20 protein-coding genes are annotated in these 26,806 nt (G+C 63.3%); 18 read left to right on the forward strand and 2 right to left on the reverse strand.

Annotated elements, in window-relative coordinates; genetic code table 11:
- The first annotated feature begins 111 nt into the window (after nucleotides 1–111).
- The 16 genes from glmS to ABQJ54_RS01635 all read left to right on the forward strand — a co-directional run bounded on the left by glmS (nucleotide 112) and on the right by ABQJ54_RS01635 (nucleotide 21,069).
- Nucleotides 112–1,941 carry a glutamine--fructose-6-phosphate transaminase (isomerizing) gene (gene glmS, locus ABQJ54_RS01560; protein WP_367852526.1) on the forward strand — a complete coding sequence of 610 codons (1,830 nt, stop codon included), beginning with the start codon at nucleotides 112–114 and terminating at the stop codon, nucleotides 1,939–1,941.
- A gap of 552 nt (nucleotides 1,942–2,493) precedes the next feature.
- Nucleotides 2,494–2,928, forward strand: coding sequence for a low molecular weight protein-tyrosine-phosphatase (locus ABQJ54_RS01565; RefSeq protein ID WP_367852527.1), 435 nt, complete (start codon nucleotides 2,494–2,496; stop codon nucleotides 2,926–2,928).
- 32 nt (nucleotides 2,929–2,960) lie between these two features.
- Nucleotides 2,961–5,165, forward strand: coding sequence for a polysaccharide biosynthesis tyrosine autokinase (locus ABQJ54_RS01570; protein ID WP_367852528.1), 2,205 nt, complete (start codon nucleotides 2,961–2,963; stop codon nucleotides 5,163–5,165).
- Between the two features lie 122 nt (nucleotides 5,166–5,287).
- Nucleotides 5,288–6,250 (forward strand): Gfo/Idh/MocA family protein, encoded by a 963-nt coding sequence (locus ABQJ54_RS01575; protein WP_367852529.1) that lies wholly within the window; start codon nucleotides 5,288–5,290, stop codon nucleotides 6,248–6,250.
- A 12-nt stretch (nucleotides 6,251–6,262) separates the two neighbouring features.
- Complete coding sequence (locus ABQJ54_RS01580; protein ID WP_367852530.1) at nucleotides 6,263–6,850, forward strand: acyltransferase; 588 nt, start codon at nucleotides 6,263–6,265, stop codon at nucleotides 6,848–6,850.
- A complete protein-coding gene (locus ABQJ54_RS01585) occupies nucleotides 6,850–7,974 on the forward strand; it encodes a DegT/DnrJ/EryC1/StrS family aminotransferase (RefSeq protein WP_367853545.1) in 1,125 nt (374 codons plus the stop codon). The genes ABQJ54_RS01580 and ABQJ54_RS01585 overlap by 1 nt, the downstream gene beginning before the upstream one ends.
- Nucleotides 7,950–8,441 (forward strand): acyltransferase, encoded by a 492-nt coding sequence (locus tag ABQJ54_RS01590; protein ID WP_367852531.1) that lies wholly within the window; start codon nucleotides 7,950–7,952, stop codon nucleotides 8,439–8,441. Before ABQJ54_RS01585 ends, ABQJ54_RS01590 begins: the two co-directional genes overlap by 25 nt.
- A 156-nt stretch (nucleotides 8,442–8,597) precedes the next feature.
- The gene (locus ABQJ54_RS01595; protein WP_367852532.1) at nucleotides 8,598–9,701 is read left to right on the forward strand and encodes a hypothetical protein; all 1,104 of its coding nucleotides are present in this window, start codon (nucleotides 8,598–8,600) and stop codon (nucleotides 9,699–9,701) included.
- Nucleotides 9,698–11,002, forward strand: coding sequence for a glycosyltransferase (locus ABQJ54_RS01600; protein ID WP_367852533.1), 1,305 nt, complete (start codon nucleotides 9,698–9,700; stop codon nucleotides 11,000–11,002). The genes ABQJ54_RS01595 and ABQJ54_RS01600 overlap by 4 nt, the downstream gene beginning before the upstream one ends.
- Before the next feature lie 33 nt (nucleotides 11,003–11,035).
- Nucleotides 11,036–12,493 (forward strand): lipopolysaccharide biosynthesis protein, encoded by a 1,458-nt coding sequence (locus ABQJ54_RS01605; RefSeq protein ID WP_367852534.1) that lies wholly within the window; start codon nucleotides 11,036–11,038, stop codon nucleotides 12,491–12,493.
- A gap of 109 nt (nucleotides 12,494–12,602) precedes the next feature.
- Nucleotides 12,603–13,859 (forward strand): glycosyltransferase family protein, encoded by a 1,257-nt coding sequence (locus ABQJ54_RS01610; protein WP_367852535.1) that lies wholly within the window; start codon nucleotides 12,603–12,605, stop codon nucleotides 13,857–13,859.
- Nucleotides 13,856–15,175 carry a hypothetical protein gene (locus tag ABQJ54_RS01615; protein WP_367852536.1) on the forward strand — a complete coding sequence of 440 codons (1,320 nt, stop codon included), beginning with the start codon at nucleotides 13,856–13,858 and terminating at the stop codon, nucleotides 15,173–15,175. Before ABQJ54_RS01610 ends, ABQJ54_RS01615 begins: the two co-directional genes overlap by 4 nt.
- Entirely contained in the window at nucleotides 15,172–16,257 is a 1,086-nt protein-coding gene (locus tag ABQJ54_RS01620; protein WP_367852537.1) for a glycosyltransferase family 4 protein, read from the forward strand. The genes ABQJ54_RS01615 and ABQJ54_RS01620 overlap by 4 nt, the downstream gene beginning before the upstream one ends.
- Nucleotides 16,257–18,224, forward strand: coding sequence for an asparagine synthase (glutamine-hydrolyzing) (gene asnB, locus ABQJ54_RS01625; protein ID WP_367852538.1), 1,968 nt, complete (start codon nucleotides 16,257–16,259; stop codon nucleotides 18,222–18,224). Before ABQJ54_RS01620 ends, asnB begins: the two co-directional genes overlap by 1 nt.
- 82 nt (nucleotides 18,225–18,306) lie before the next feature.
- Nucleotides 18,307–19,467 carry a glycosyltransferase family 4 protein gene (locus ABQJ54_RS01630; RefSeq protein WP_367852539.1) on the forward strand — a complete coding sequence of 387 codons (1,161 nt, stop codon included), beginning with the start codon at nucleotides 18,307–18,309 and terminating at the stop codon, nucleotides 19,465–19,467.
- Nucleotides 19,468–19,617: 150 nt separating this feature from the next.
- The gene (locus ABQJ54_RS01635; RefSeq protein WP_367852540.1) at nucleotides 19,618–21,069 is read left to right on the forward strand and encodes a glycosyl hydrolase family 28-related protein; all 1,452 of its coding nucleotides are present in this window, start codon (nucleotides 19,618–19,620) and stop codon (nucleotides 21,067–21,069) included.
- Between the two features lie 84 nt (nucleotides 21,070–21,153).
- Here the strand turns inward: ABQJ54_RS01635 and ABQJ54_RS01640 are convergent, their stop codons facing one another.
- Both ABQJ54_RS01640 and ABQJ54_RS01645 read right to left on the reverse strand, forming a co-directional pair.
- Nucleotides 21,154–22,353 carry an undecaprenyl/decaprenyl-phosphate alpha-N-acetylglucosaminyl 1-phosphate transferase gene (locus ABQJ54_RS01640; RefSeq protein WP_367852541.1) on the reverse strand — a complete coding sequence of 400 codons (1,200 nt, stop codon included), beginning with the start codon at nucleotides 22,351–22,353 and terminating at the stop codon, nucleotides 21,154–21,156.
- 713 nt (nucleotides 22,354–23,066) lie between these two features.
- The gene (locus ABQJ54_RS01645; RefSeq protein WP_496430683.1) at nucleotides 23,067–24,173 is read right to left on the reverse strand and encodes a polysaccharide biosynthesis/export family protein; all 1,107 of its coding nucleotides are present in this window, start codon (nucleotides 24,171–24,173) and stop codon (nucleotides 23,067–23,069) included.
- Between the two features lie 732 nt (nucleotides 24,174–24,905).
- Between ABQJ54_RS01645 and ABQJ54_RS01650 the strand changes: the two genes are divergently transcribed.
- A complete protein-coding gene (locus ABQJ54_RS01650; protein ID WP_367852542.1) occupies nucleotides 24,906–25,028 on the forward strand; it encodes a hypothetical protein in 123 nt (40 codons plus the stop codon).
- Between the two features lie 385 nt (nucleotides 25,029–25,413).
- The gene (gene tviB, locus ABQJ54_RS01655; RefSeq protein WP_367852543.1) at nucleotides 25,414–26,691 is read left to right on the forward strand and encodes a Vi polysaccharide biosynthesis UDP-N-acetylglucosamine C-6 dehydrogenase TviB; all 1,278 of its coding nucleotides are present in this window, start codon (nucleotides 25,414–25,416) and stop codon (nucleotides 26,689–26,691) included.
- Nucleotides 26,692–26,806 lie beyond the last annotated feature (115 nt).

Consider the following 26,806-nt stretch of genomic DNA (forward strand, 5'->3'; position numbering starts at 1 on the left):
GCAGGCGCCCATCGTTGATTCACGCATGAAGGCTGGCAACGGTACGGCCCCGTCGGGCTGATCGCCCGCGGCGAGATTCACGGCCCATGCCCGGCATCGGGAAACTTTGCCATGTGCGGAATCGTTGCTGTCGTTGCCCAGCGGGATGTCGCTCCGCTGCTGATCGTTGGTCTCAAGGCATTGGAGTACCGCGGCTATGATTCTTCCGGCGTGGCCGTGCTCGATCATGGATCGATCAAGCGCGTGCGCGCCAAGGGCAAGGTGCGCGAGATGGAGGCACGCTACCTGGCCGACCCGTTTTCGGGCGGCACCGGTATCGCGCATACCCGTTGGGCCACACATGGCGCTCCGAACGAAGCGAATGCGCATCCACATGTCGCCGGCCGCGTCGCCATCGTGCACAACGGCATCATCGAGAACCACGTCAGCCTGCGCAATTCGATGAAGGCGCGCGGCCACACGTTCCAGTCCGACACCGACACCGAAGTGATGGCGGCGCTGATCGACGGGCGCATCGGCCAGGGCATGACGCTGCGCGAGGCGGTATTGACCACCGTGCGGGAACTGGAAGGAGCCTACGCCATCGCGGTGATCAGTCGCGACGAACCCGGCCGCGTGGTTGGTGCGCGGTGCGGCGCGCCGTTGCTGGTCGGCGTGGGCATCGGCGAGAACTTCCTCGGCTCCGATGCACAGGCGTTGATCCAGGTCACCAACCGGATGCTCTACCTCGACGAAGGCGACGTGGTCGAGATAACCCGCGACCACGTGCAGGTCTGCGACCTTGACGGCCGTCCGGTCGAGCGCACCGTGCACGAAAGTGAACTTTCCACCGACGAGGTCGAGCGTGGCGAATACCGCCACTACATGCAGAAGGAAATCTTCGATCAACCGAGCGCAGTGACCAACACGCTGGAGGCACGCGTTGGGCCACGTGGCGTGTTGCCGAACATCTTCGGCAGCGACAGCGACACGCTGCTGCGGCGCACGCGCGGCCTGCACGTCATCGCCTGCGGTACCAGCTACCACGCCGGCCTGGTCGCGAAATACTGGATCGAGGAATACGCGCGCCTGCCGGTCAGCGTCGAAGTGGCCAGCGAGTACCGCTATCGCGAAGTGGTGGTGCCTGCCGACACGCTGCTGGTGGCCATTTCGCAGTCCGGCGAAACCGCCGATACGCTCGCCGCGCTGCGCGAATCGCGCCGCCGCGGCTATCTCGGCACGCTGGCGATCTGCAACGTGCCCGAGTCATCGCTGGTACGCGAAGCCGACCTGAAGCTGATGACGCGCGCCGGTCCGGAAATCGGGGTGGCCTCGACCAAGGCATTCACCACCCAGCTCGCCGGCCTGGCGCTGCTGGCGCTCGAACTGGCCAACCGCCATGGGCTCGATCCGGAGCGCCTCGACATGCTGTGCGCCGAGCTGCGGCGCATGCCACTCGCCATCAGGGATGCATTGAAGCTGGAACCGGCGATCATCGACCTGGCGGCCGGGTTCGTCCGCCATGAGCATGCCCTGTTCCTGGGGCGCGGTGCGCATTACCCGGTGGCGCTGGAAGGCTCGCTCAAGCTCAAGGAAATTTCCTACATCCACGCCGAGGCGTATCCGGCCGGCGAACTCAAGCATGGGCCGCTGGCACTTGTCGACGAGGACATGCCGGTAGTGGCGGTGGCACCCAGCGGTCCGCTGCTGGACAAGCTCAAGTCCAACCTGCAGGAAGTGCGCGCCCGCGGCGGGCGCCTGATCGTGTTCGCCGACGGCGGCACCGGCATGGACGACATGACCGGACACGGCGCGATGCTCCGGGTCGCCTCGGGCTGCAGCTTCATCGCGCCGGCGGTGTTCACGGTGCCGCTGCAACTGCTCGCTTACCACGTCGCCGTGCTGCGTGGCACCGACGTGGATCAGCCGCGCAATCTCGCCAAGTCCGTGACCGTGGAGTGAGCCGACGCAGCGTCACCGGGCTTCCCGGGACACACATGGCTGTTCTCGATGCACCAGGATGCACGCGCGCTCCGGATCGGCACGCATGACAGCATCGCAAGTCCAGATGACATCTGTTCGATGATCCCCGTGATCAGGACAAGCCGGCGTGAAATTTCACATTCGTGTCGCAACACCATTACAGACGTCCATCCGCCATCGGTGAATGACTTGCGGCAATGGGTGGATCATTTGGCTGCTGTTCACTGACAGGCAATCCGGACGTGCAATGATCGATACCTCATCCGGTCAGGCAATGACCGATCGTCTCCGGCTTGCGCCAGATGCGCAAACACTTTGCATAACGCCGGGAGTGGAATAATTAAGCAGGCGTGCAGCCTGTTTGTTGTCCACTGTTCAAGCCTCTCTGCGAGGCCTGCAATTTGCATTTCGAAACAGGGCCACGAAACTCACCTCGACGTGAGTTTTCCTGAAATGTGACAGGAGGCCAAGACCGCCATTTCTAGCATCCTTGGATCGACGCTGACTCGGGATCGGGAGTATGACGGCGCTGTGTTTGAGCGGATACTGATTGTCTGCATGGGTAATGTCTGCCGCAGCCCTACGGCCGAATACCTGTTTCGACAGCGCACGAGATCGCGCCACGTTGCATTCAGCAGCGCCGGACTTTGTGCGCCTGCCGGAAGGCCCATGGATGCGACCTCCCTGCAGTTGCTGGCCGAAAGCGGTATCGACGGGACGATGCACCGCGCCCGTCAGCTGACGCCCCTGATGCTGCGCGAAGCCGATCTGGTTCTGGGCATGGAAAAGAGTCACGTCGCGGCAATGATTCAACTCGTGCCCGAAATTCGCGGCAAGGTCTATCTGCTCGACAAATGGCTGGATGGGAATGACATCCCGGACCCCTATCGCCAGCAACGAACTGCATTTGATTACGTTTACGAAATGATTGCGAGGGATGTCGACAGCTGGAAACCCTACCTGTAATTGAATTCTTCAAGTCATGAGATGGTAACCCTATGGCCGGCACTCTAAATCCTGTGCAACGCGATAATGAAATCGATCTGGGCGAATTGCTGGGCACGCTTCGTGATCACAAGTGGCTTATCGCCCGCATCACCGGATTTTTTGTCGTACTCGGCATCATCTATGCAATAGTGGCCACACCGATCTATCAGGCCACTTCGACGGCGCAGGTGGAACAGAAAGTTCCGGACCTGCCCGGCCTGAGTGCGCTTACCCAGACACTGGGAGCGGAGGATCCCGAAGCGACCACCCAGTCCGCGTTGATCACTTCGCGCATGGTGGTCGGCGCCGTGGTCGACAAGCTCAAGCTCACGGTCCAGAGCAGCCCCGAGCGCCTTCCCCTGTTCGGCAACTTCATCGCCCGCCTCTTTGCCTCGCACGATCCCGGCAAGGTGGCTGCGCCATGGTTCGGAATGAACGGCTACGACTGGGGCGGTGCGAAGCTGGACATCTTCCAGCTGGATGTGCCCGACAGACTCCTGGACAGGCCACTGACCCTGATTGCCGGTACGAACGGGGAATACGTCCTGCAGGATGAGAAGGGCAACCTTCTGGTCGCCGGCAAGGCGGGACAATCCGCCAGTGGCCAGGGCGTAACCATCCAGGTCGAGACTCTGGCCGCCAATCAAGGCACCCACTTCCGTGTCTTCCGCCATCGCCGGCTCACCGTGACCAACCAGCTTCGCAAAGCCATCAAGGTCAACGAGGAAGGCAAGGATTCGGGCATCCTCGACATGACTTATGACAACACCAATCCGGTGCTGGCGGCGAATGTGCTGGGACAGGTCGGCGAGCTCTACGTGCGCCAGGATGTGGACCGCAATTCCGCGGAGGCGGCGAACAGCCTGCAGTTCGTCCGCGAGCAGCTACCCAAGGTGCGCAGCCAGCTGGAAAAGGCCACCGCGGCGCTCAACGCCTTCCAGCTCAAGGCACGTTCAGTTGATATCAGCATGCAGACCCAAAGCCTGCTGAATCAGGAAGTGGCCATCCAGACCAATCTCCAGCAGTTGCAACTGCAGCAGGCGGACATGCAGCGCCAGTACACGCCGGCGCACCCGGCCTACAAGGCCTTGATGCAGCAGATAGGCCAGCTGCAGGCGCAAAAGAGCGCGATCGACAAGAAGGTTGGCAACCTGCCGAATACCCAGCAGGAGCTGCTGAAGCTGACCCGCGACGTGCAGGTAAGCAACGACACCTACACCGGCCTGCTCAACCAGGCCCAGCAGCTGGACATCGCCCGCGCGGGTACGGTGGGCAATGTACGGATCATCGACAACTCGGCGGTGGACATCACGCAGCCGATATGGCCGAAAAAGGTCATCGTGGTGCTCGGCAGCGCGTTCCTCGGCGGCTTCGTGGCCCTGCTGTGCGTCTTCATACGGCAGGCGCTCAATCGCGGCATCGAAGACCCCGCCATCATCGAGAACCTCGGCCTGCCCGTGTACGCCTCCATCCCGGTCAGCCTGCGGGAGCAGGCGTTGCACGACAAGCGCGGCCGCAGTTACGGCAGCGGTGGCCAACGCCTGCTGGTCATGGATTCACCAGCGGACATGGCCACCGAGGCCTTGCGCAGCCTGCGTACCAGCCTGCACTTCGCCCGCCTGGAGGCGAAAAACAATGTGCTCATGATCACCGGCTCCAGCCCGGATGTCGGCAAGACGTTTGTCTCCGCCAATCTCGCCACGCTGGTTGCCCAGGGCAACCAGCGGGTACTGCTGATCGACGGCGACATGCGCATGGGCTCGCTGCACCGGATCGTGGGCGGTCACGCCGAAGCCGGCCTTTCCGAACTGATTTCGGGCCAGGCCGACCTGGAGGCGACGGCGCGCCCGATCGGTACGTCGCAGAATCTGTATTTCATCGGTCGCGGCAAGCTGCCGCCGAACCCCTCCGAGCTGCTGATGAACGCCCGCTTCTCCACGCTGCTCGACCACGTGAAGAAGATGTTCGACCTGGTCATCATCGACACCCCGCCCATCCTGGCGGTGACCGATGCCGCCATCATCGGCCATCACGCCGGCACCGCCCTGCTGGTGGTGCGCTTCGGCCTCAACCAGGCGCGCGAAGTCGCCCTGGCCAGACAGCGCTTCGAGCAGAACAACATCCATCTCAGAGGCGCCATCTTCAACGCCGTGGAGAAACGCAGCAGCGGCTACTACTCCTATGCCTATTACGGCGTCGGCAACGCAACCGGGTGAAAGGCTGCAACCCGAGGCAACGACGAAACGATTCCGAGAGCAGCATGCCGCACGCAGCGCACGCGGCAGCCGCGATCGCATGAAAACAGGCAGGGACCCGTGCAGGACCAGGATCAGTTTCCATGACCATCATGTCGAAGAACTTCGCACTCATCGGCGCCGCCGGTTACATCGCGCCGCGCCACATGCAGGCCATCAAGGCCACCGGAAACCGCTTGCTGGCTGCCTTTGATCCGAACGATTCGGTCGGCGTCATCGACAGCCACTTTCCCGACGCCGATTTCTTCACCGAGTTCGAGCGCTTCGACCGGCATGTCGACCTGCGCCGGCGCGCCGGCAACGGCGGCCAGATCGACTATGTTTCCATCTGCTCACCGAACTACCTGCACGACTCGCACATGCGCTTCGCCCTGCGCTCCGGGGCTCATGCGATCTGCGAGAAACCACTGGTGCTCAATCCATGGAACATCGACGGTCTGCTGGAGATCGAGCGCGAGACCGGCAAGCACGTCAATACCATTCTGCAGCTGCGCCTGCACCCGGCGATCATTGCCCTGCGCGAACGTGTACGACGCGAGCAGCGCAGCACCAAGCACGAAGTGGAGCTTGCCTATGTCACCTCGCGTGGCCACTGGTACCTGCAGAGCTGGAAAGGTGATTCGAAGAAGTCCGGCGGTATTGCCACCAACATCGGCGTGCACTTCTTCGACATGCTGCATTACATCTTCGGCGAGTTGCAGACCAACCTGGTGCATCAGCGCAATGACACGAAAGCGGCCGGCTATCTGGAATACGAAAACGCCCGTGTGCGCTGGTTCCTGTCGGTGGACATCGAGGACGTGCCTACCCTGTTGCGCGAAAGCGGGCAGCGCACTTATCGATCGATCACGGTGGACGGCGAGGAGATCGAGTTCTCCGGCGGCTTTGCCGACCTGCACAACCGCAGTTACGAGGAAATCCTCGCAGGCCGCGGCTTCGGCCTGGAGGAAAACCGTACCGCGATCGAAACCGTGGCCACGATCCGCACCGGCAGCATTGTGCCCGCCGTGGACGTCGCCCGCCCTCCCCTGAAACGACAAGCCTGAAGAGCGCACAGCATGGACCACTACCAGCACCCTTCCGCCATCGTCGACGAGGGAGCCCGGATCGGCGCGGGCTCGCGCATATGGCACTTCGTGCATGTCTGCGGCGGCGCCCGCATCGGCCAGGATGTCTCGCTTGGCCAGAATGTGTTTGTCGGCAACAAGGTGATCATCGGCGACCGCTGCAAGATCCAGAACAACGTGTCGGTGTACGACAACGTGACGCTGGAGGAAGGTGTCTTCTGCGGTCCAAGCATGGTGTTCACCAATGTCTACAACCCCCGCTCGCTGATCGAGCGCAAGGACGAGTACCGCGACACCGTGGTGAAGCGCGGCGCCACGCTGGGCGCGAACTGCACCGTCGTCTGCGGTATCACCATCGGCGAGTTCGCCTTCGTGGGTGCCGGTGCGGTCATCAACCGGGACGTGCCGGCCTATGCCCTGATGGTGGGCGTACCGGCCCGGCAAATCGGTTGGATGAGCGAATTCGGCGAACAGCTGGACCTGCCGCTGGAGGGGCATGGCGACGCCATCTGCACACACACCGCCGCGCGCTACGTATTGCGGGGCCATGTGTTGCACAAGGAGGAGCTGGCAAAGTGATGGACTTCGTCGACCTTGGAACCCAGCAGATCCGCATCAAGGACCGCCTCGATGCGGGGATCGCCCGCGTGCTGGCGCATGGCCGGTACATCCTGGGTCCGGAGGTGGCCGAACTGGAAGAGAAGCTTGCCGCCTTCGCGGGTGCCAGGCATTGCATCAGCTGCGCGAACGGAACGGATGCGCTGCAGATCGCGCAGATGGCGCTGGGCATCGGCATCGGCGATGAAGTCATCATGCCTGGCTTTACCTACATCGCCACTGCGGAGACGGTGGCGTTGCTGGGCGCCAGGCCGGTGTACGTGGATATCGATCCGCGCACCTACAACCTCGATCCGGCCGGACTCGAGGCGGCGATCACCCCGCGGACCCGCGCGATCATCCCGGTCTCGCTTTACGGGCAATGCGCGGACTTCGACACGATCAACGCGATCGCAGGCAGGCATGGCATTCCCGTGGTCGAGGATGGCGCACAAAGTTTCGGCGCGCTCTACAAAGGTCGTCGTTCGTGCAATCTGAGTACGGTCGCCTGCACCAGCTTCTTCCCGAGCAAGCCGCTGGGCTGCTATGGCGACGGTGGAGCGATATTCACCAACGACGATCAGCTTGCCCTGGCGATGCGGCAGATCGCGCGCCACGGCCAGGACCGCCGCTATCACCACATCCGCGTCGGCGTGAACAGCCGGCTGGATACGCTGCAGGCGGCCATCCTGCTGGCCAAGCTGGAAATATTCGAAGACGAAGTCGAACTGCGGCAGCAGGTCGCGGCCCGTTACGACGCGCTGCTCGCGCAAGCCGGCATTGCCACGCCGCCTCATATCGAGCCGCACAACACCAGCGTCTATGCCCAATACACCATCTGCGTGGACGATCGCGAATCATTGCAGGTGCGGTTGAAGGACGCGGGCATCCCCACCGTGGTGCATTACCCGATTCCGATCAACAGACAGCCGGCGGTGGCGGATGCCGGCGCGCGCCTTCCGGTGGGTGACGAGGTGGCCACGCAGGTACTTAGTCTGCCCATGCACCCGTACCTGACGGAGTCGCAGACCAGACTGATCGTGGAAAACCTCGTCACGGCATCCATGAAGCAGGTTCCGGCATGCTCGATCTCCTTGCCAGGTTGATAAGCGGTTCCGTCAATTGGGCGCAGCGCAGGAGCCACGCCCGTCGATTGCGGGAATACAGCGGCATATCACCGCGTGCCACGGTCGGCCTCGGGTCAAAGCTGATCGGTCCCAAGCAGCATTTCCTGATCGGCGAAATGAGCTACCTCAATCAGGCACACCTGTCATGCGGTCTGCATTCCAAGGTCGTCATCGGCCGCAGTTGCGCCATCGGCTACAACGTATCGATCAAGGCGATCACGCATTCACTGGACAAGCCGACCAACAATGCGTCGGGTCCGATCATTCACCTGGAGCGTGACATCGTCATCGGCGATGACTGCTGGATAGGCGACAACGTCTACATCCGGGAGGGCGTCACGCTGGGCAACAACGTGATCGTCGGTGCCAATTCCGTGGTCACGCGATCGATACCGGACAACCAGGTGATTGCCGGCGTCCCTGCGAGATTCATCAAGGAGCTATGACATGCATGTACTGCCCGCCCCATCATGGCATTCGCGCAAACCTGGCGATATCAACGGAGATTTCTTCAAGGGACAAGCGCCCGTGCTACGTCGACATGAATGCGGGGCCGGCGTGATCTGCTGTCCGCAGTCGCGGCCCGTGCCGGGTTGGCGCGCATGAAGAAGATCATATTCGGCAAGTGCTACGCCTTTTCCTGTGATGCGGCTCTGCAAGAGCTGCTGGCGGAAAGCCTGAGCCTTTACGTGGATGCCGATGGCCGGGAGCCCGAAGTAAACATCCATGTCGGCCACGCCATCACCAAGCGCAGGCCTTCGTCGATCAATCCCTCGGTACACGACACGTTCGAGCACGGGATGCTCACCTCGTTCCCCTCGATCGACGTCTACTGGGAACGCACCGGCAACGGCCGCCTGAACGTGGAAGTAGCGATCAAGCCGCGTCGCGGCATCCGGCGCCTGATCCACCGGCTGCTGTCGATGGAGTACCCGCGCGAGATCGAGGTGTTCGAGCAGGTTCTGCACGAATTCGTGCTGGTGCCGTCGGTCTATTTCTTCCAGGACGTGATGCCGATCCATGCAGCCTCCGTGATGATTGGCAGCCAGGCCTGCCTGCTCGCCGGCACCGGCGGCTCCGGCAAGTCCTCGGCCATGCTCGCGTTGAGGCGCAACCAGGACGCCGGCTTCGTCAGCGACGACATCGTGGTCATGTCCGCCAACGCGCGCGTCTACGGAAACATGGCCTGGCCGAAGATCTATGGCTACAACTGCATCGGCAATGCGATGAAGCGCGAGATCCTCGCGGGGCGCAGCTGGGTCGATCGCGCCCATTTCAGCATCAAGAACCGTCTGAACTCGGCCAACGTGCGGCGCAAAATGTCGCCCGACCGCCTCTATCCCCACGTGGAATCCACCTCGGCGGCGCTTTCGCGCCTGTATTACCTGGTGCGCGAGGACGTGCCCGATATCCGGGTGTCCGCGCTGGACCCGGGCCATGCCATCGACATGACGATCGCCGTCGTCAGTGCCGAATACAGCGTCTTCCACGACCACCTCTACTGGGAGAAATACAACGCGCTGGCCACCATGCGCACCGCCATGCTGACGATGGAGGAGGTGACCGCGAACTGGCGGCGGGTGCTTTCGGCAAGCCTCGCCAAGGTCGGCTGCTTCAAGATCAGCATTCCACTCAAGGTGGACCACGCCGTCTACGAAGACAGCGTGACCGACATCATCGTCTCGAGCTTGACCGTGAAGCCATGAGGATAGCCATCCTGACCAACGCCTATCCCTACCCGCCCGGTGAGCAGTTCATCGAGGACGAGATCGGCTACTGGACCGCGCACGCCGGCATCGACGTGACGCTGCTGCCGGCGCTGGCCGAGGGAACGCCGCGGCCCGTGCCCGCAGGTATCGCGATCGATCTCGGCATGGCGCGCTCCGCCAGGTCGGGACGACTGTGGTTCATGCTGCTGGCGCTGGGCTCCGCGATCTTCCGGCGCGAGCTGGGCTATCTGCGGCGGTCGCGGAAAATGAATCTGTCTACCGTCACGCGGGCCCTGCTGCATGTGTCCAAGGTGCTCGAACAGGCCGCGCAGCTGCGGCGACACGCCAGGACCCACGGGCGGATCGACGTGGCCTACTGCTACTGGAACGAGACGCAGGCCTGTGCCGCCGTGCTCGCCAGGAAAGCGGGTGCGGTGCGCAAGGTCGTCTCCCGCGTGCATGGCTTCGACCTGTACGAGGCGCGCCGCAGGCATGGATACATGCCGCTCAAGCGTCAATTCGTCGCCCACTACGACGCCATCTTCGCGCTGTCACGCGAGGCACGGGACTACCTGCGGCAGACCTACGACGCGACGTCCGAAAACATCCGCATCAGCCCGCTGGGTGTGCCGCTGGCCGGAACGCCTGCACGCCCGAGCCCGGCCGGATGCCGGCATATCCTGTCGGTTTCCTTTTGCCTTCCGGTGAAGCGGCTGGACAAGATCGTCGACGCCATGGAGCTGCTTGCACGCCGTCATCCGGACGTCAGCATGAGCTGGACGCACATCGGCGGCGGCCCGCTGCTGGAGGAGACCAGGGCGCTGGCGCAGGCGAAGCTGGCCGGCCTGGGAAACGTCATGTGCACGTTCACCGGCGAGCTGCCCAACGATGCCGTCAAGGCGTACTACCTCGGCGCCCCGGTGGACATGCTGGTCAACGCGAGCGAATCCGAAGGCGTCCCGGTTTCCATCATGGAGGCCATGAGCGCAGGCGTGCCGGCCATCGCCCCCGACGTGGGCGGTGTTTCCAGCCTGGTGTCCGACCGATGCGGCGCCTTGCTGAGCGCGTGTCCCGATGCCCGGGAAATCGCCGATGCGATGGATCGGGTCGCCTTTGCGGACGGGCGGGACAGCCTGCGCACGCAGGCACGGCAGGCGATCGAATCGGGGTTCGACGCCGCGAGGAATTACCGCGACTTCGTCGCAAGTGTCCTCACCATCGGCGCATCCGACGACATACGACCGGCCCGGCATCTTCTGCGGGCCGCATACCGGCTCCGGCAAGCGACGCGACGGTGACCGTGGCAGTGGCTCAACAAGACAGGTCGACGGGTGAACATACGAACCGTTCTGGCATTTGCCATCGGCCCCATCGCCACCGCCGGGCTTGGCCTGCTGACGGTGCCGGCGATCGCCTGGGTCTTTCCGCCCGCCGACGTGGGTCGCTTGAACATCGTCCAGATCGCGGTGTCGTTCGGCGTATTGCTGTTCAACCTGGGCCTCGACCGCGCCTATGTGCGGGAGTACCACGAGTGGAACGATCGTGGCGCGCTGCTGAAAGCCTGCTTCGCGCCGGGGCTGCTGCTGATGCTGCTGGTGATGCTGGCCACGATGCCGATCGACCAGCGCCTTGCCTGCTGGCTGTTCGGCGTCGGACACATCGCGTATTACTGGGCGCTCATGGCCTGCGTGGTCGTGAGCTTCATCTCCCGGTTTCTCTCGCTCATCCTGCGCATGCAGGATCGCGGCATGGCGTTCTCCGCAAGCCAGATCCTGCCCAAGATGATCCTCCTGCTGGCCGTCGGCGCACTTGCGCTGCCGGTCTTTTCCCGGACGTTCGGGGAATTGGAGGCGGCCTATCTGGCTTCCTTGCTGTCCGTTCTGCTGATCTACAGCTGGAACACACGACGCGAATGGAGTCCGGCCTTGCGGGCTCCCGTCTTGCGCACGCAAGTCCGCGGCTTGCTCGACTACGGCGTGCCCTTGATCTTTGCCGGCGTGGCCTATTGGGGGCTGGACGCCACCAGCACGCTGGCCTTGCGTTCGCTCTCCACTCTGCCGGAGCTGGCGATCTATTCGGTCTCGATGAGCTTCGCGGGCGTGGGCGTGGTCTTCCAGACGATCTTCACCGTGCTGTGGGCGCCGATGGTCTACAAATGGGTGGCCCATGGCGTGGACATGCGGCGGGTCGACCACGTCGCCCATCAGGCCCTGGCCGTGGTCTGCACCATCTGGGTCCTGAGCGGGGCCTTGTCGTGGCTGATCGACTTCGTGCTGCCCGCGCACTACTCCCAGGTGAAGTACCTGATGCTGTGCTGCATCGGCGAGCCGCTGCTCTATACCCTTTCCGAAGTGACTTGTGTCGGCATCGGGATCACCCGCCGGTCCATGTTGTCGCTGTGGTCGACCGTCGCGGGGCTGGTCGTCAATGTCGCCTTGAGCGTGTGGCTGGTGCCCGGTCATGGCGCCGCCGGTGCCGTGGTGGCCAACGCCATTGCGTTCCTCGTTTTTTTCGTGGCGCGGACCGAGGCTTCGGTCTACGTCTGGCGGCCTTTCCCGCGCGCGCGGCTGTATGCGTTCGTCACGATCGGCGTGGGCCTTTCCATCGCCACGCTGGTGTACGGCCCCCGCGCCCCCATCCATTTCAGCCTGGTCTGGCTGGCGCTGCTGCCGGTCATCGTCTGGTGCTTCCGCGACGAATGGAGCGGCATGTACCGCTCATTGCTCGATGCGCTCAAGTCGGAGCGCACCTATCCGCAGCCGGCCGAGGAAACCGAGGGCCTGCCATGAGCAGCAGGATCACGCTACCGCTCCATGCCACATCGCCGCATGGCTTTATCGCCGCGCCCGACGCCGCCACAGCGCGCGGATCGAGGCTGTGCCGATGACAAAGATCAACGTGTTCGTCTTCGCGGCGCATCACCTGTCCGGCAACATTGCGGCGCAGCGGTTCAAGGGCCTGCTGAAGTATCTGGACCCGGCGAAATACCGGATCTTCGTGTTCGCCCGCGAGCCTGCGTCCGGAGCGGCCGCGGCATCGTCGACGGCAGGCATCACCATCTTCCCGTTGCCGGGCCACTGCGTAGGCAGCGAGTCTTCCGCCACAGCGTCGCTGCTGACCCTTGCGACGGCCTTCCTGCGTCCGCTGCCGTTCCTGTTTGCCCGGGACGCCGGACGCGAGCGGCCGTGGCTGGTCCAGGCGCTGGCCGCGGCCGACCGGCTGTGTGCCGAAAAGCGGGCTGCGGGCGAGCGCTGCGTGGCCATCGGCACGTATTCGCCGATCGATGCCCTGGTCGCCGCCGCGAGCCTGGCCAGCCGGCACCGCATCGACTGCCTGCAGGATTTCCGCGACGGCCTCGTGTTCGAGCCGCTGGGCAAACCAGGCCGGTTGCGGACGTGGATGCGCAAGCTGATCGAGGCGCGCGTGGTGGCTGCCGCCGGCCTGATCACCTCGGTGAGCCCGCCTCTCGTCGCGGATTTCCAGCGGCGCTACCCGCGCAAGGCCACCGCGATCCTGCCCAATGGCTACGACCCGGCCGACTTCGCCGCACCCGGCAGGACCGCGGATGACGATCCGCGTGTCGCCGCCATTCTCGCCCGGGAGGTTCCGACGGGTACGCAACTGATCGGGCATTTCGGGCGCATTGGCGCCAGCGACGGCTCGGCATCGAGAAGCCTCGATTTCTTCGTCGATGCGCTGAACGAATTTCCCGCAAGCATGGCGGACAAGCACGTGATGTTCGTCGGCGAGCTGACGGAAGCCGAACGGGTGACGCTTGAACGGGCCAGGTTTTCCGTCAGTGCGCTCGGGTCGGTCGAGCGCCTGCTGGCACTGCAGCTCATGCAACGCTGCGACAAGTTGCTGCTGCTGACCGGCTCGCGTGCCAGTTGTGCCACCGGCAAGCTGTTCGAGTATCTCGCCGCGGGAGCGGATATCGTCTGCGTTTCCGGGGTGCGCAACGCAGCCACCGCCATTCTCGCCGAGACAGGCGCGGGGTGCAGCCTGCTGACCAGTGCGGGAGCGTCGGCTGGCGACGCCCTGCGGGTCGCGCTGTCGCCCCGCGCCGCCGATGCGCATCGCGACATCAGTCCCTACAGCAAGCTGTCGCAGGCCGGCATGCTCGACCGCTGGATCTCGGACATGGTGCAGCCATGAGCCACGATCACGGTCCAGCGCCGGCATCGACGGCGAACCTGCTCCTGCCGCCGCCGGCGCTGCAGGATGCTGGCAGGTACCGTTTCACCGTGGGCCACATGTTCCTGGGCGCGGCATCCCTGACGATGTTCCTGGCCGTGGTCATACCGAATTCGCTACCCATTCCCACTGCGGCGGCGATGGGCCTGGCATTCCTGCTGGCGCTGCCGGGACTGCACATCGGCGGTGGCTTCAGAAACCTGCTGATGATGTATGCCTGCACAGTGATCGTGACGATCGTCTACCTGATCGTGGGCGGCATGCACGATGCGCCGCTGGTCGCCCTTGTGCAGGTGGCGGCGATCTACATTCTATCGCCCCTGATGTGGACGATCATTGCCGAGGCCCTGTTGAGACGGCTCGGAGCCGACCGGCTGATCGACTGGTTCGTCCTGCTGAGCCTGCTGTGCGCCGCGAGCGTCGCCCTGTTCTTCTACCTGTACTTCAGGCATGGCGCGGCAGCCGTGGCCTTTTTCTTCCAGGGCGCCAACATCAATCAGAACGAGGGATTTTCCGGCGCCACCATGCATGTGTATGGCTCGCTGATCTTCCTGTGCGGCGGCTTTTTCAGTTCGCCCGAACTCATCAGGAACCGCTTGCTGCGGCTGGTCCTGCTGGCGGCACTGCTGGTCTGTGCGCTCACCTCCGGCCGTTCGGCGCTGATCCTCGCGGTGCCGATGGGCTGGCTGATGGGCATGATGCTGGCATCGCGCACGACCGAACGCCCACACCGGTCGTCGTTCACCCTTTTCATCCGCTACGGCTTGCCGGTGCTGGTTGCGACGGTGGCGGCGCTCTTCCTGCTGCAGGCCTATACGCAAATCAGTCTGGGCGCGGTGTTGAACGTCGTCACGGACAAGCTCGCCTCCGGCGGCGGCAGCGCACGCGTGCAGATGGGCCATTCGCTGCTTGCCGGCATTCTCGACAACGGCGGCCTTGGCTCCGGCCATGGCGTCGGCGTCGACTACGTCAGCGACCCCATCCATCCCTGGCGCTATGAACTGGTGTGGCTGGCCACGCTCTACCGGGTCGGGATACTCGGCACGGTGGTCTACGCCCTGCCGTTCCTGCTCTACATCCTCGGCGTGCTCCGCCTGGCATATGGCCGCCGGCTTCCGCCACAGCACAAATTCATGTTCTGTGGCCTGGTCTGCGCCCTGCTCGCCACCAACACGAACCCTTATATCGAAGCCTTCGCCTTCCAGTGGATGTACGTCATCCCCCTGGTGGCACTGTTCATCGATTATCCGGAATGCTTCAGGAAGGCACCGGAATGAAGCGGCTCAAGGTGCTGCTGTTTTCCAGATATTCGAGGCTGGGTCCAAGCACCCGGCTGCGCAGCCTGCAGTATCTGCCCCTGTTGCGGGACCGCGGCATCGATGTGGAGGTGCATGCGCTGTTTCCCGACGCCTATCTCGAGAAACTGTACGGGAACCGCCCTGCAGCCGCCCGATGCATCGCGTGGCAATACTACGCACGGCGGATCAGGCAAACCCTGCGCCGCGACACGCACGACCTCGCCTGGATCGAAGGCGAGCTTTTTCCCTACCTGCCCCACTGGCTCGAGTCGGTGCTGGCGCGCTCCGCCAAGCCGTACATCGTGGACTACGACGACGCGTTGTTCCACAAATACGACTTGTCGGCCAACCCGCTGGTGCGACGCCTGCTTGGCCGCAAGATCGACCAGGTCATGCGCGAGGCTGCCTGCGTGATCGTCGGCAACCGCTACCTGGCCACGCGCGCTTCGCAGGCAGGTGCAACGCGGATCGAGATCATTCCGACCGTCGTGGACGAGAAACGCTATGCGGTGGTGAACCACGCGGACGCCGCGCAACCGGTCATCGGCTGGGTCGGATCACCGGCCACAGAAGAATATCTGCTGGACAACCGTGACGTGCTGGAGCAGGTCTGCACCAGGCACCACGCCCGCCTGCTCCTGGTCGGGCCGCGAACCGAGGTCGCGGGCCAGTTCGGCAGCCTGGTACCGGAGATAGTGCCATGGTCCGAGGACAGCGAGGCCGCCACGATTGCCCGGATGGACATCGGCATCATGCCGTTGCGCGACGGTCCGTGGGAACGCGGCAAGTGCGGCTACAAGATCATCCAGTACATGGCGTGCGGCCTGCCGGTGGTCGCCTCGACGGTCGGTGCGAACATCGACATCGTGCGGCACGGCGAGAACGGGTTTCTGGCGGCGGGAACGACCGCTTGGCGGGATGATCTCGAGCGGCTGATCCTGAGCCGGTCACTGCGTACACGCATGGGCCTGGCGGGACGCACACGCGTCGAGAACGAATACAACGTGACCGTGCAAGTGTCGCGGCTTGCTGACGTGCTGCACGGCGTGGGGCAGCACTGATGTGCGGCGTGGCCGGGTTCTGGCAATGGCATGGAGGTGCACGGGACGCACTGCTGGGACAGGCGCAGGTCATGTCGGCCCGGCTGACCCATCGCGGCCCCGATGACAGCGGCTCGTGGTGCGACGAATCGGCCGGGATCGCCCTGGCGCAGCGACGCCTGTCCATCCTCGATCTCTCGCCAGCCGGCCATCAGCCGATGCCATCGGCCTGCGGGCGCTACGTCGTCGTGTTCAATGGCGAGATCTACAACCATCTCGACCTGCGCCAACGCCTCCACGCAGCAGGCGCGGCGCCGGCATGGCGCGGGCATTCGGACACCGAAACCCTGCTTGCCTGCTTCGTCGCCTGGGGTGTCGAGCAGACCCTGCGTGCCTGCGTGGGCATGTTTGCGTTCGCGTTGTGGGATCGCCAGCAACGCGCACTCACGCTCGCGCGCGACCGCATGGGCGAGAAGCCGCTGTACTACGCGTGGCAAGGCGATACCTTGCTGTTCGGCTCGGAGCTCAAGGCCATGCGGGCGCACCCGGCCTTCCGCGCCGACGTCGATCGCGACGCGCTGGCGCTGCTGTTGCGCCACGATTGCATCCCTGCCCCGCATGCCATTTATCGCGGCGTTTTCAAGCTTCGCCCCGGGCACCTGCTGTGCATCACTGCCGGTGCGCCGCGAAGCGCGCAAGCCGTGGCGTACTGGCGCTACAACGACGTCGTCAGTGCAGGTCTCGGCGATCCGCTCCACGGTTCGGACGCCGAAGCAACCGATGCGCTGGAGGAGCAGCTGGGCGCCAGCGTCGGGGCGCAGATGCTGGCCGACGTGCCACTGGGCGCGTTCCTCAGCGGCGGCATCGACAGCAGCACGATCGTGGCCCTGATGCAGGCGCGCAGCCGTCGCCCCGTCAAGACTTTCACCATGGGATTCGGCGAGGCCGGCTATGACGAGGCCGCACACGCCAAGGCAGTGGCCAGACACCTCGGCACCGAGCACACCGAACTTTACGTGCGCCCCGACGATGCCCTGGCTGTCATCCCGAAGCTCCCATCGATCTTCTGCGAACCCTTCAGCGACAGCTCGCAGATTCCCACCTTCCTGATCAGCCAGCTGACCCGCCGCGAGGTGACGGTGGCCTTGAGCGGCGACGGCGGCGACGAGCTTTTCGGTGGCTACAACCGTTATCTCGGCGCTCGCACGACCTGGGAACGGATGCGTCGCCTGCCATCGTTTGCGCGACTTGCCGGCGCCGGCATCCTGCGGTCCGTGTCGCCGGACACGTGGAACCGGTGGTTCGAACGCGCCAAGCCGCTGCTGCCGAAGCGCTGGCACCTGGCCACGCCCGGTGACAAGGCACAGAAGCTGGCCGGCGTGCTTCCGCTGTCGAGCGGCCATGCCTTCTTCCTCCATCTCGCCAGCCAGTGGAAGAACCCTGGAAGCATCGTGATCGGCGCGCACGAACCGACGACCCTGTTGACCGATCCCACGGCGTGGCCGGACACCAAAAGCCTGGCGCAATGGATGATGGCGATGGATGCGCAGAGCTACCTGCCCGACGATATCCTGGTAAAGGTCGACCGGGCCGCCATGGCCAACAGCCTGGAGACTCGCGTGCCCATGCTCGACCATCGCGTGGTCGAACTGGCGTGGCGCATACCCTTGCACCAGAAGATACGCGACGGCGAAGGCAAGTGGCTCCTGCGCCAGGTGCTGTATCGACATGTGCCCAGGGAGCTGATCGAACGCCCCAAGATGGGCTTCGGCATCCCGCTGGACAGCTGGCTGCGCGGTCCCCTGCGCGATTGGGCGGAAGCCCTGCTCGATGAGCGCCGCCTGCGGCAGGAAGGCTATTTCCACCCGATGCCGATCCGGCAGAAATGGAAGGAGCACTTGAGCGGCCGGCGCAACTGGCAGCACCTGTTGTGGACGGTGCTGATGTTCCAGGCATGGCTGGATGAAAACCGGCGAGCGTCAGCATGACGCTGCCGCACGCCAGCCGTACGACCGGCCTTCCCGCCTGCGCGCGGCACAGTGCGCCCGCGGCTCCGCACGAGGCATGTCCATGAAAGCTGTCCTGTTCGCCAATACGGACTGGTATCTCTACAACTTCCGCCGCTCGCTGGCGCTGTCCCTGCAACGGCAGGGGTACGACGTTCTGCTGATTTCCCCGGTGGGGCCCTATGGCGACAAGCTTCGGTCCCTCGGCCTGCGCTGGGAACCCTTGCCGATGGCACGGCGCAGCCTCAATCCGTTGCGGGAAACGGCGCTGCTGTGGCATCTCGTCCGCCTGCTGCGGTGCGAGCGGCCGGTGCTGGTGCACGGCTTCACCATCAAGTGCGCCGTGTATGGTTCGCTGGCGGCGCGGCTGGCAGGCGTGCACGCCCGGGTGAATGCCGTGGCCGGCATGGGTTACGTGTTCACCAGTCCGCAGGTGAAGGCACGATTGCTGCGACCAGTGGTGCGCGGCCTGCTGCACCTTGCGCTGGGCGGCAGGAACGCGCGGCTCATACTGCAGAATGCAGACGACGTTGCACTGTTCCGGCAGGCCGGGCTCGTCGATCCGGCACACATCCGCCTGATTCGCGGCTCGGGTGTGAACTGCGCGCAATTCGCCGCAAGAGCGCGCACGAAAGCGTCCGGCGATGGACGCATGCGCGTGCTCCTGGCAAGCCGGCTGCTCTGGGACAAGGGCCTCGACGAGTTCGTCGCTGCCCTGCGGCAGCTCCGCCTCCAGGGCTGCGCGGTCCACGCCTTGCTCGCCGGCACGCCGGACCCCGGCAACCCTGCCGCGGTCCCGGAAGCGGCGATACGCGGCTGGGTGGAGGAGAAGCTGGTCACCTGGCTCGGCCATGTCGACGACATGGCCGGCCTGCTCGGTTCGGTCGATGTCGTGGTGCTGCCAAGCCACCGGGAGGGATTGCCGAGGACGCTGGTCGAAGCCGCGGCCTGCGGACTTCCCTTGATCACCACGGACGTACCCGGCTGTCGCGAAGTGGTGACCGATGGCGTCGACGGCCTGCTGGTCCCCAAGGGAGACAGCGGGGCGCTGGCCCATGCCATCCGGCGCTTGCTCGAAGACCCGGAGCTCGCTCACCGGCTGGGTGAAGCGGCCCGCCTCAAGGCACGATCGCAGTTCGATGAACGCATCGTCATCCAGCGTACCCTGGAGGTCTATGCGGAATTGTGCGATCCGTCGGCGGTGCCTGCCGAGTCATCCCTGTAGACGTCCATTTTCCGTGTCATGCGTATCCTGTCACGACACGATCCGTGCGCCGTTCGGAGAACCGCATCCACTCGTCATGGAATCGACTGATGAGCTTTGCCGGAACTGCAACACCCGGTTCCACAGCCGTACACGACAGGAGACTGCGCCATGCGATCCCCGCCACAAGTGACGAATGTCCTGGATTTTCTGCCCACGCCGGAACATGCCGCCATCCGCGCAGGCAACAGCTCATACGATTGCACGAGCGGTATCCAGGCCGCCATCGACAGAGCCAAAAGCAGGGTGTTCGTGCCCGCCGGGGTCTACCCCGTAAAGCAGCTCAACCTCAGGTCGGGCATCGAGCTGTACGGCGACGGACAGGCCAGCGAACTGAGGGCATACGACAGTTCGCTGGCCTGCGAGTTCATGCTCGCCACTCATGTCCGCGACGGCGGCACTCCCGATGTCGCGGACAACATGCGGAACATCCATCTGCACGACCTCAAGCTCGACGGACGGGTGGCCGAGTTCGGCTACCAGCAGTACTTCTATCTGCTGGCCGTCAATGCCACGTCGGATCTGACGGTCGAGCGGGTGACCTTCCACGGCTTTCGCGGGGACGGCATGTATGTCGGGTCGGGAACGCTGCGAAGCACAGAGCGCCACAACCAGCGCGTCGTCGTGCGCGACTGCGTGTTCGACGGCGCGGTCAAGGACAACCGCAACGGCCTGTCCATCATCGACTGCGACCACCTGACGGTCGAGAACTGCCTCTTCCAGAACATCGGCAACGCGAAACTGTCGCACTCGGTGGGCGGCATCGATTTCGAGCCGGACCACAACTGGAGCGTGTATCGCGACGTGACCATCGCCCGCTGCAGGTTCATCGACATCGACACCGTGAACACGGCGGGCATCACGTTCTTCAACGGCCACCAGGCGGGCGACAACATCCACGACTGGGTCGTGTCGGATTGCCAGTTCACGAACTGCTACTGGGGCATCGACTCCGCGACGAAGGCCAAGACCACCACGGCCGTTGCCGACAACCTGTCCGTGCTCAATTGCCACTTCCTCAACTCGGTCCGCGTCGACGTGGCAGTCAATGGCTTGAGCGGCACACAGATCAGTGGCTGCACTTTCCAGCGCTCGCCGCCGGGTTCCGGCCCGGGTGGTGATGCGATAAGGCTGGGATCCTTCGCCTACAAGACCAGCGAAAACGCCATCAACACGGTGATCACGGGCAACACGTTCATCGGCATACGTCCGCAGATGGGCGCGATCGGCGTGCTCGGCGCCAACGGAGTGGTTTGCGCGGGCAATGTATTCGTCGACATCCACGGATCCTGCATCAACTTCGCCGAAGGCAATACTCCCGACAACTCCAGGGACATGGAGGCAGTGATCATTTCCGGCAACAGGATCAGGCGCAGCGCGCCCACTGCGCCGGGCACCAGCGCCATGTCTTTCCTCAGCACGAGCAACCAGATGCGCATCACCAAGGGTCACGTGGTGGTGAAGCGTTCTATCGAATACGCCAACGACATCGAAGATGGCATCAAGCACGTCGCAGCCGGCGCGATGGTCGAACTTGTGGGAATCGCCCAACCGCCAACATGACGACTGCAAGCGAACGTCGTCATTGCCTCGATGCAACCATGTTTCGAACTTCCGTGGGCTTGCGGAAGATTACCGTGCGCCAGTTCAGCGGCGATTGGAGCGTTCCGGTGAGCGGAATGCCTCGTTTTCGCTGCCCCCCGCCCCGCCCCTGCCCCCTCGCGGGGCGAGATCGGACGGGATGGATTGCCGGCCAGCGCCTGGCGAATTGATCTTTGCGTTGGCGCCGCGTTGCGGACTGAGCCCACCTTGCCGTCGCACCTCCTGGCGCTGCCGCGCGCGCATGACCGCTGCCATGTATACGCCCAGGATCAGACAAAACGCCGTGAGATTCGCCCCTGCCGAATGAGCCACACTGCTGACGATCGCTCCGACGGACGCGAGGCCGATGGCAAGGATGACAAGTGCAATCAGGGTGGCGCGAGGCCCAAAGCCCGCATCCAGCAGGATATGGTGGATATGGCCACGATCCGGATTGAACGGCGAGCGGCCTCCGCGCATGCGCCGATACATCACTGCAAGCGTGTCGAACACCGGCAGCGCCACGCACCAGAGCACATCGACCGGCGACAGGTGCGTCTGAGGCATCTGGCTCAGGCGGATGAGTGACCACGCCAGCAGGTAGCCGATCAGTGTGCTACCCGCATCACCGAGGAAGATCTTTCCGCCCATCAAGCCGAGGTTGACGGCCAGGTACGGCAGCGTCGCCGCGGCCAGCAGGGCCAACAGCGTGATGATCCCATGCAAGGGAGTGGGAAAGGCAAACAGGATGATGGCACCAATGCTGACCAGGGTCAGGCAGCCGGCAAGGCCATCGATGCCGTCCATCATGTTGAACGCATTCACCAGGCCGATGACGGCAGTCACCGTCATGGGTACGCCAAACCAGCCGAGCTCTACTTCATGGCCGAAGATGTATCCCAGCGTGTGAATGTAGACACCGGTGGTAGCGATCACTGTCAGGATCGCGATGGTCTGGATCAGCAGGCGGTCCCGCACGCTGAGACCGAAGCGATCATCCAGCGCGCCGAGCAGTGCCAGCACCGCAGCGGTTTCAAGCAAAGTCCCCTCGAATCCGTGGAAGGCACCGTAGCAGGCTACCCCTGCGAGCATTCCCACGAAAATCGCCAGGCCGCCCACCAGTGGTACGTCGCCAAGATGCTGCTTGCGCTGATCGGGATGATCCACCAGGCCCAGCACGATGGCGAACCGGCGCATGACGACGATGGCTACTGCGGATATGCATGCGGCAACCATGGCATCGAGGACAAACCGCAATTCCTGCATAGGACCATCGCCTCCTACCAATCTCGAGCGGGTCCCCAAGGTCCGAGCGAGCTTAATTTGTGAGTGGCTCAATCAGCAGGTGGCGAAACCACACTGCTTGTGTCTACGGCGCAACCTTGTTAGGTCGACCATTTCTCTTGCATGAATCAATTAGCAGCCAGGTGTACAGCACGACGGCGATTGCTGCGACATGAGACATCACGCAAACACCAGGCTTTTGAACCTATCACCTTTGGATGTCGATTCTTGTACAACCCCAATGTCTTATTCAGCCGTTAAGAGCCTATATGAGCATTGCCTGAATAATGTGTTCAAATAACGTTTCAAGCCACCTGTCTATTTCATGAATTAGTCGCTCAAATGGTGAATCCCATCACGTCAATAAAATGACTTCTCCAGGGCTCCGGGATGTGGCATGCAGAGTGCGTGTGTCGCACAGGGCGTCGCGACAGAATGCCCGAGTGACGCCAAGGGATGATCATGCGTGACCAGACCGATGCACCCTCTGAAGAAGAAGGTGCCATGGCATGCTCCTCTATGTGAAACGATGCGCGCGAGCCTGACTCCGCCCTGTTGCGCCGTTGCTTAGACTCCGACAACCGCAACAAGACATCGTGCGATCCCGAGCCTTGGTCACCAAGGCGTGAACTTCGGAGGTGACCAAGGCCGGGGTCCAGTCTGATATCAGCACGGACAGGACTTTTAGGGCCGCATCAGTGGCTCGCGCTGTAATTTGCAGCGGCTGCACTGGAAACCAGGGTGGCCGCGGGCAGCAATTGGCTCAGGAAGCGGTTCCAACGGGTGATGCCAGCCGCGCCGACGAACACCACGTCGCCCGGCTTCAACTTGAAGTCGTCCGCAAGTGCGAAGGCAGACGGTGAACGAGCATCGAGATGGAAGACCTTGGCCGGAGCGTTTTCGATGTCGTTCGCGCCACGGACGACATAGACCGCCTTGCCATTGGACGTGATCGGATTGAGGCCTCCAACACGGCCCAGCGCCTGGGTCAGTGTGATATAGGGAAGGGTCCTGAAGGTGACCGCCTGGGGACGCATCACCTCCCCCATCACGTACACTTCCTCGGAGTCGTTATAGGCAAGCAGCAGGCGGTCTCCCGACTTCAGGTAAATATCTTTCGCCAGGCCCCGATTGTCGTACAAAGAGGCAAGGTCCAGGTGGTAGTTGCGCCCGTCGCGATTCAGTACCAGACCCGACATGTTGGCCTGATCGGGATTGATGGTCGCCGTTCCAAGCGCCTGCGCCAAAGTCAACGGAACCGATGTGATCGACTGTGGGTCGGTCTTCATGAATGCGCCCTGGAACATCACATGCTGGCTGTTGTAGCCGACAATGCTGACATCCACCTGCGGCTTCGTCACGTACTTCGCGAGCTTCGATTGAATGGTCTGACGTACCTCTTCAATCGTCATTCCCCCAACCTTGATGCTGCCCACATAGGGATAGAACAGGGTCCCATCCGAACGCACCAGACGACCGTTGGCCGCAGTCTGCTGCTGCGTACCCGCCGGTGACGTCAGCTCCGGATGATCCCAGACCGTGATGTAAAGCGAGTCTCCCGGGCCAATGCGATAGGGCCCGGGCTGGTAGGACAACAGATCCTGCGGCACCGCTGCATTCAATGCTGGCGATTGATTCTCCGCCAACAATTGCGGTGTGATCGTCACCAGCTGGATCTGACTGTTGTCAGTTGGCGTGCCGCGGACCAGTCCTTTCTCGGACATTTTCTGTCCCGGTGCCCACACGCAGCCATTGATAAGCAGCGCGAACCCAAGAACGACAAAGGTGCAAGTCTTTTTCATGATCAACGGGACCTCGCAGATTCGATTTACCAGGCACACTCGCAACTGCCAACCAACGGCACGCATGGTTCTGTGGATTCGGACATTTCGGCCATACGATCATTGTCCCGGAAAGCAAAAATCCGCTTTTCAGGAGTGGCCAGCTGAACCTAATCGTTTAATAGCTGCGGCAAGAATCAACCGCCATAAGTGGGAAAGACGTGATGCCACATATTGCGTGAAAGGAACATCACAATAGAAAACCACATTTAGAGACCGTACACCTAATCACGCCATCGACTGCTAACTGCGCCGTGTCAAGCTGAACGTATTTTCAACTGCAAAATCTTTGTCCACAGAGATTCAAGATGCCAGACGGAATCTTTGGAGCGATTCGGTCTTCCAGCGCCGCACCGCAGGCTGCGCCGGATGTACTTGCGTGCCTCGGTACCGCCACGATTCGCTGACAATTTTTGTCCTTCGCTGACTCGCAGCGCCACCACGTGCTTGGCGCCGCGACATGCCAGCGCAGCTCCTGGCATCCCCGCGGGGATGGGCATGTCCGCCAGAAGGCGGTCGGTCACACCAGCCAGCCAGCGCCCAAGATCAAATTGCGATGCTTATCGCAAATCCATGCCTGAAATCGCGACGGGCAACGTCCAATCGTTCCAACACTCCCGTTTGGCACGATACTGGCTTCAACTGAGGGCCCTCAGCAGCCTGTTCAGCCAACCGCTACGGATGTGTAGAAACATGGAAAACAACGAGAACAAGCCGTTCTGGGGAAAAAATTCCCGGGGGTTCTGGCTCATTGTCTGCCTGATGATCAGTGCAGTGGCTGGCTGGTTGATGTTTCAGATGGGCATCCTCCATTGATCCTGGACTCCGGCCACAGAATCATTGCCGGTCGGACCATGCTTCGGTACCAAGCGCCCGAAGCCGTACATTGAAGCCATTGGCTCTGACGCGCCGGCTCGATGGCCGAAGCGCGCCACGCATTCAGAGCAGCCGCTGGCATGCGGCAAAGACGCCGCGATGATGTGCGTCAGGCTGAAGCGATCACAGTGTCATCCAACGACAATGCACATTAACTCGAGATGACTTCGCTTCACGGCGAAGGATCCTGCACAGCCCACGCACGATATACCTTGGCATAGTCGGCGCCGCGTTTGCCCAAGCGCAAGCGCGAGTCCCTGTCGAAACGCCGACGCGCGCTGCATGCGCATCGAGACGCCGGTCCAAAACATCTCGGGATGGCTGTATGCGGAATCTGGAAGACAGCAAGATCGCCATCATCGGCCTGGGCTACGTCGGCCTGCCGCTGGCGGTGGAGTTCGGCAAGCATTACGACACGCTCGGCTTCGACATCAACCAGGCTCGCATCGACGAGCTGCGCGCCGGCCACGACCAGACGCTGGAAGTGGATGCCGCCGAATTGGCCGCCGCCGCGCGCCTGCGTTGCTCGGCCGCACTCGACGACCTGCGCGCGTGCAACGTCTACATCGTCACCGTGCCCACGCCGATCGACCAGGCCAAGCGGCCCGACCTGACGCCGCTGGTGAAGGCCAGCCAGACCCTGGCCCAGGTGCTGAAGCCGGGCGACATCGTGGTGTACGAGTCCACCGTCTACCCCGGCTGCACCGAGGAAGTGTGCGTGCCGATCCTCGCCGAGGGCTCCGGGCTGGTCTTCAACCGGGACTTCTTCGCCGGCTACAGCCCCGAGCGGATCAACCCGGGCGACAAGCAGCACCGCGTCACCGGCATCCTCAAGGTCACCTCCGGCTCTACGCCGGAAGTGGCGGAGTTCGTCAATCGCCTGTACGGCTCGATCATCACCGCCGGCACGCACCGGGCCAGCTGCATCAAGGTGGCCGAGGCGGCCAAGGTGATAGAGAACACCCAGCGCGATCTCAACATCGCCCTGGTCAACGATCTCGCGATCCTGTTCAACAAGCTCGGCATCGACACGCTGGAAGTGCTGCAGGCGGCCGGCACCAAGTGGAACTTCCTGCCGTTCCGCCCCGGCCTGGTCGGCGGCCACTGCATCAGCGTCGATCCCTACTACCTCACCCACAAGGCGCAGGAGGTGGGGCACCACCCGGACGTGATCCTGGCCGGCCGGCGCACCAACGACGGCATGGGCCCGTACATCGCCGGCGAGGTGATCCGGCTGATGGTGCGCAAGGGCATCAACCCGGTGCACGCGCGCGTGCTGCTGCTGGGCCTGGCGTTCAAGGAGAACTGCCCGGACCTGCGCAACACGCGCGTGGTCGACATCGTGCAGGCGCTGCGCGGCTACAACGCCACGGTGGACGTGCACGATCCCTGGGTGAACCCCGCCGAGGCCGCGCACGAATACGGCCTCACGCCGCTGGCCGAGCCGCCAACGGGCGCCTACGATGCGGTGATCGTGGCGGTGGGCCACCGGCAGTTCGTGGCGCTCGGCGCCGCGGGCGTGCGCGCCTACGGCAAGCCGTCGTCCGTGATCTACGACGTCAAGTATGTGCTGCCGCGCGATGCGGTGGACGGCCGCCTTTGATCAGGATTTCATGCCATGAAAGTGTCGGCTGCTGGTGCCGTCAGTTTCAACGGTTCACATGTGATGCTGCCATGCCTGAATGCATTGACGGGGCCGTCGGCGCTCATGTGGGCAC

The sequence above is a fragment of the Rhodanobacter lycopersici genome (assembly GCF_040812335.1).
GTDB lineage: Bacteria > Pseudomonadota > Gammaproteobacteria > Xanthomonadales > Rhodanobacteraceae > Rhodanobacter_A > Rhodanobacter_A lycopersici.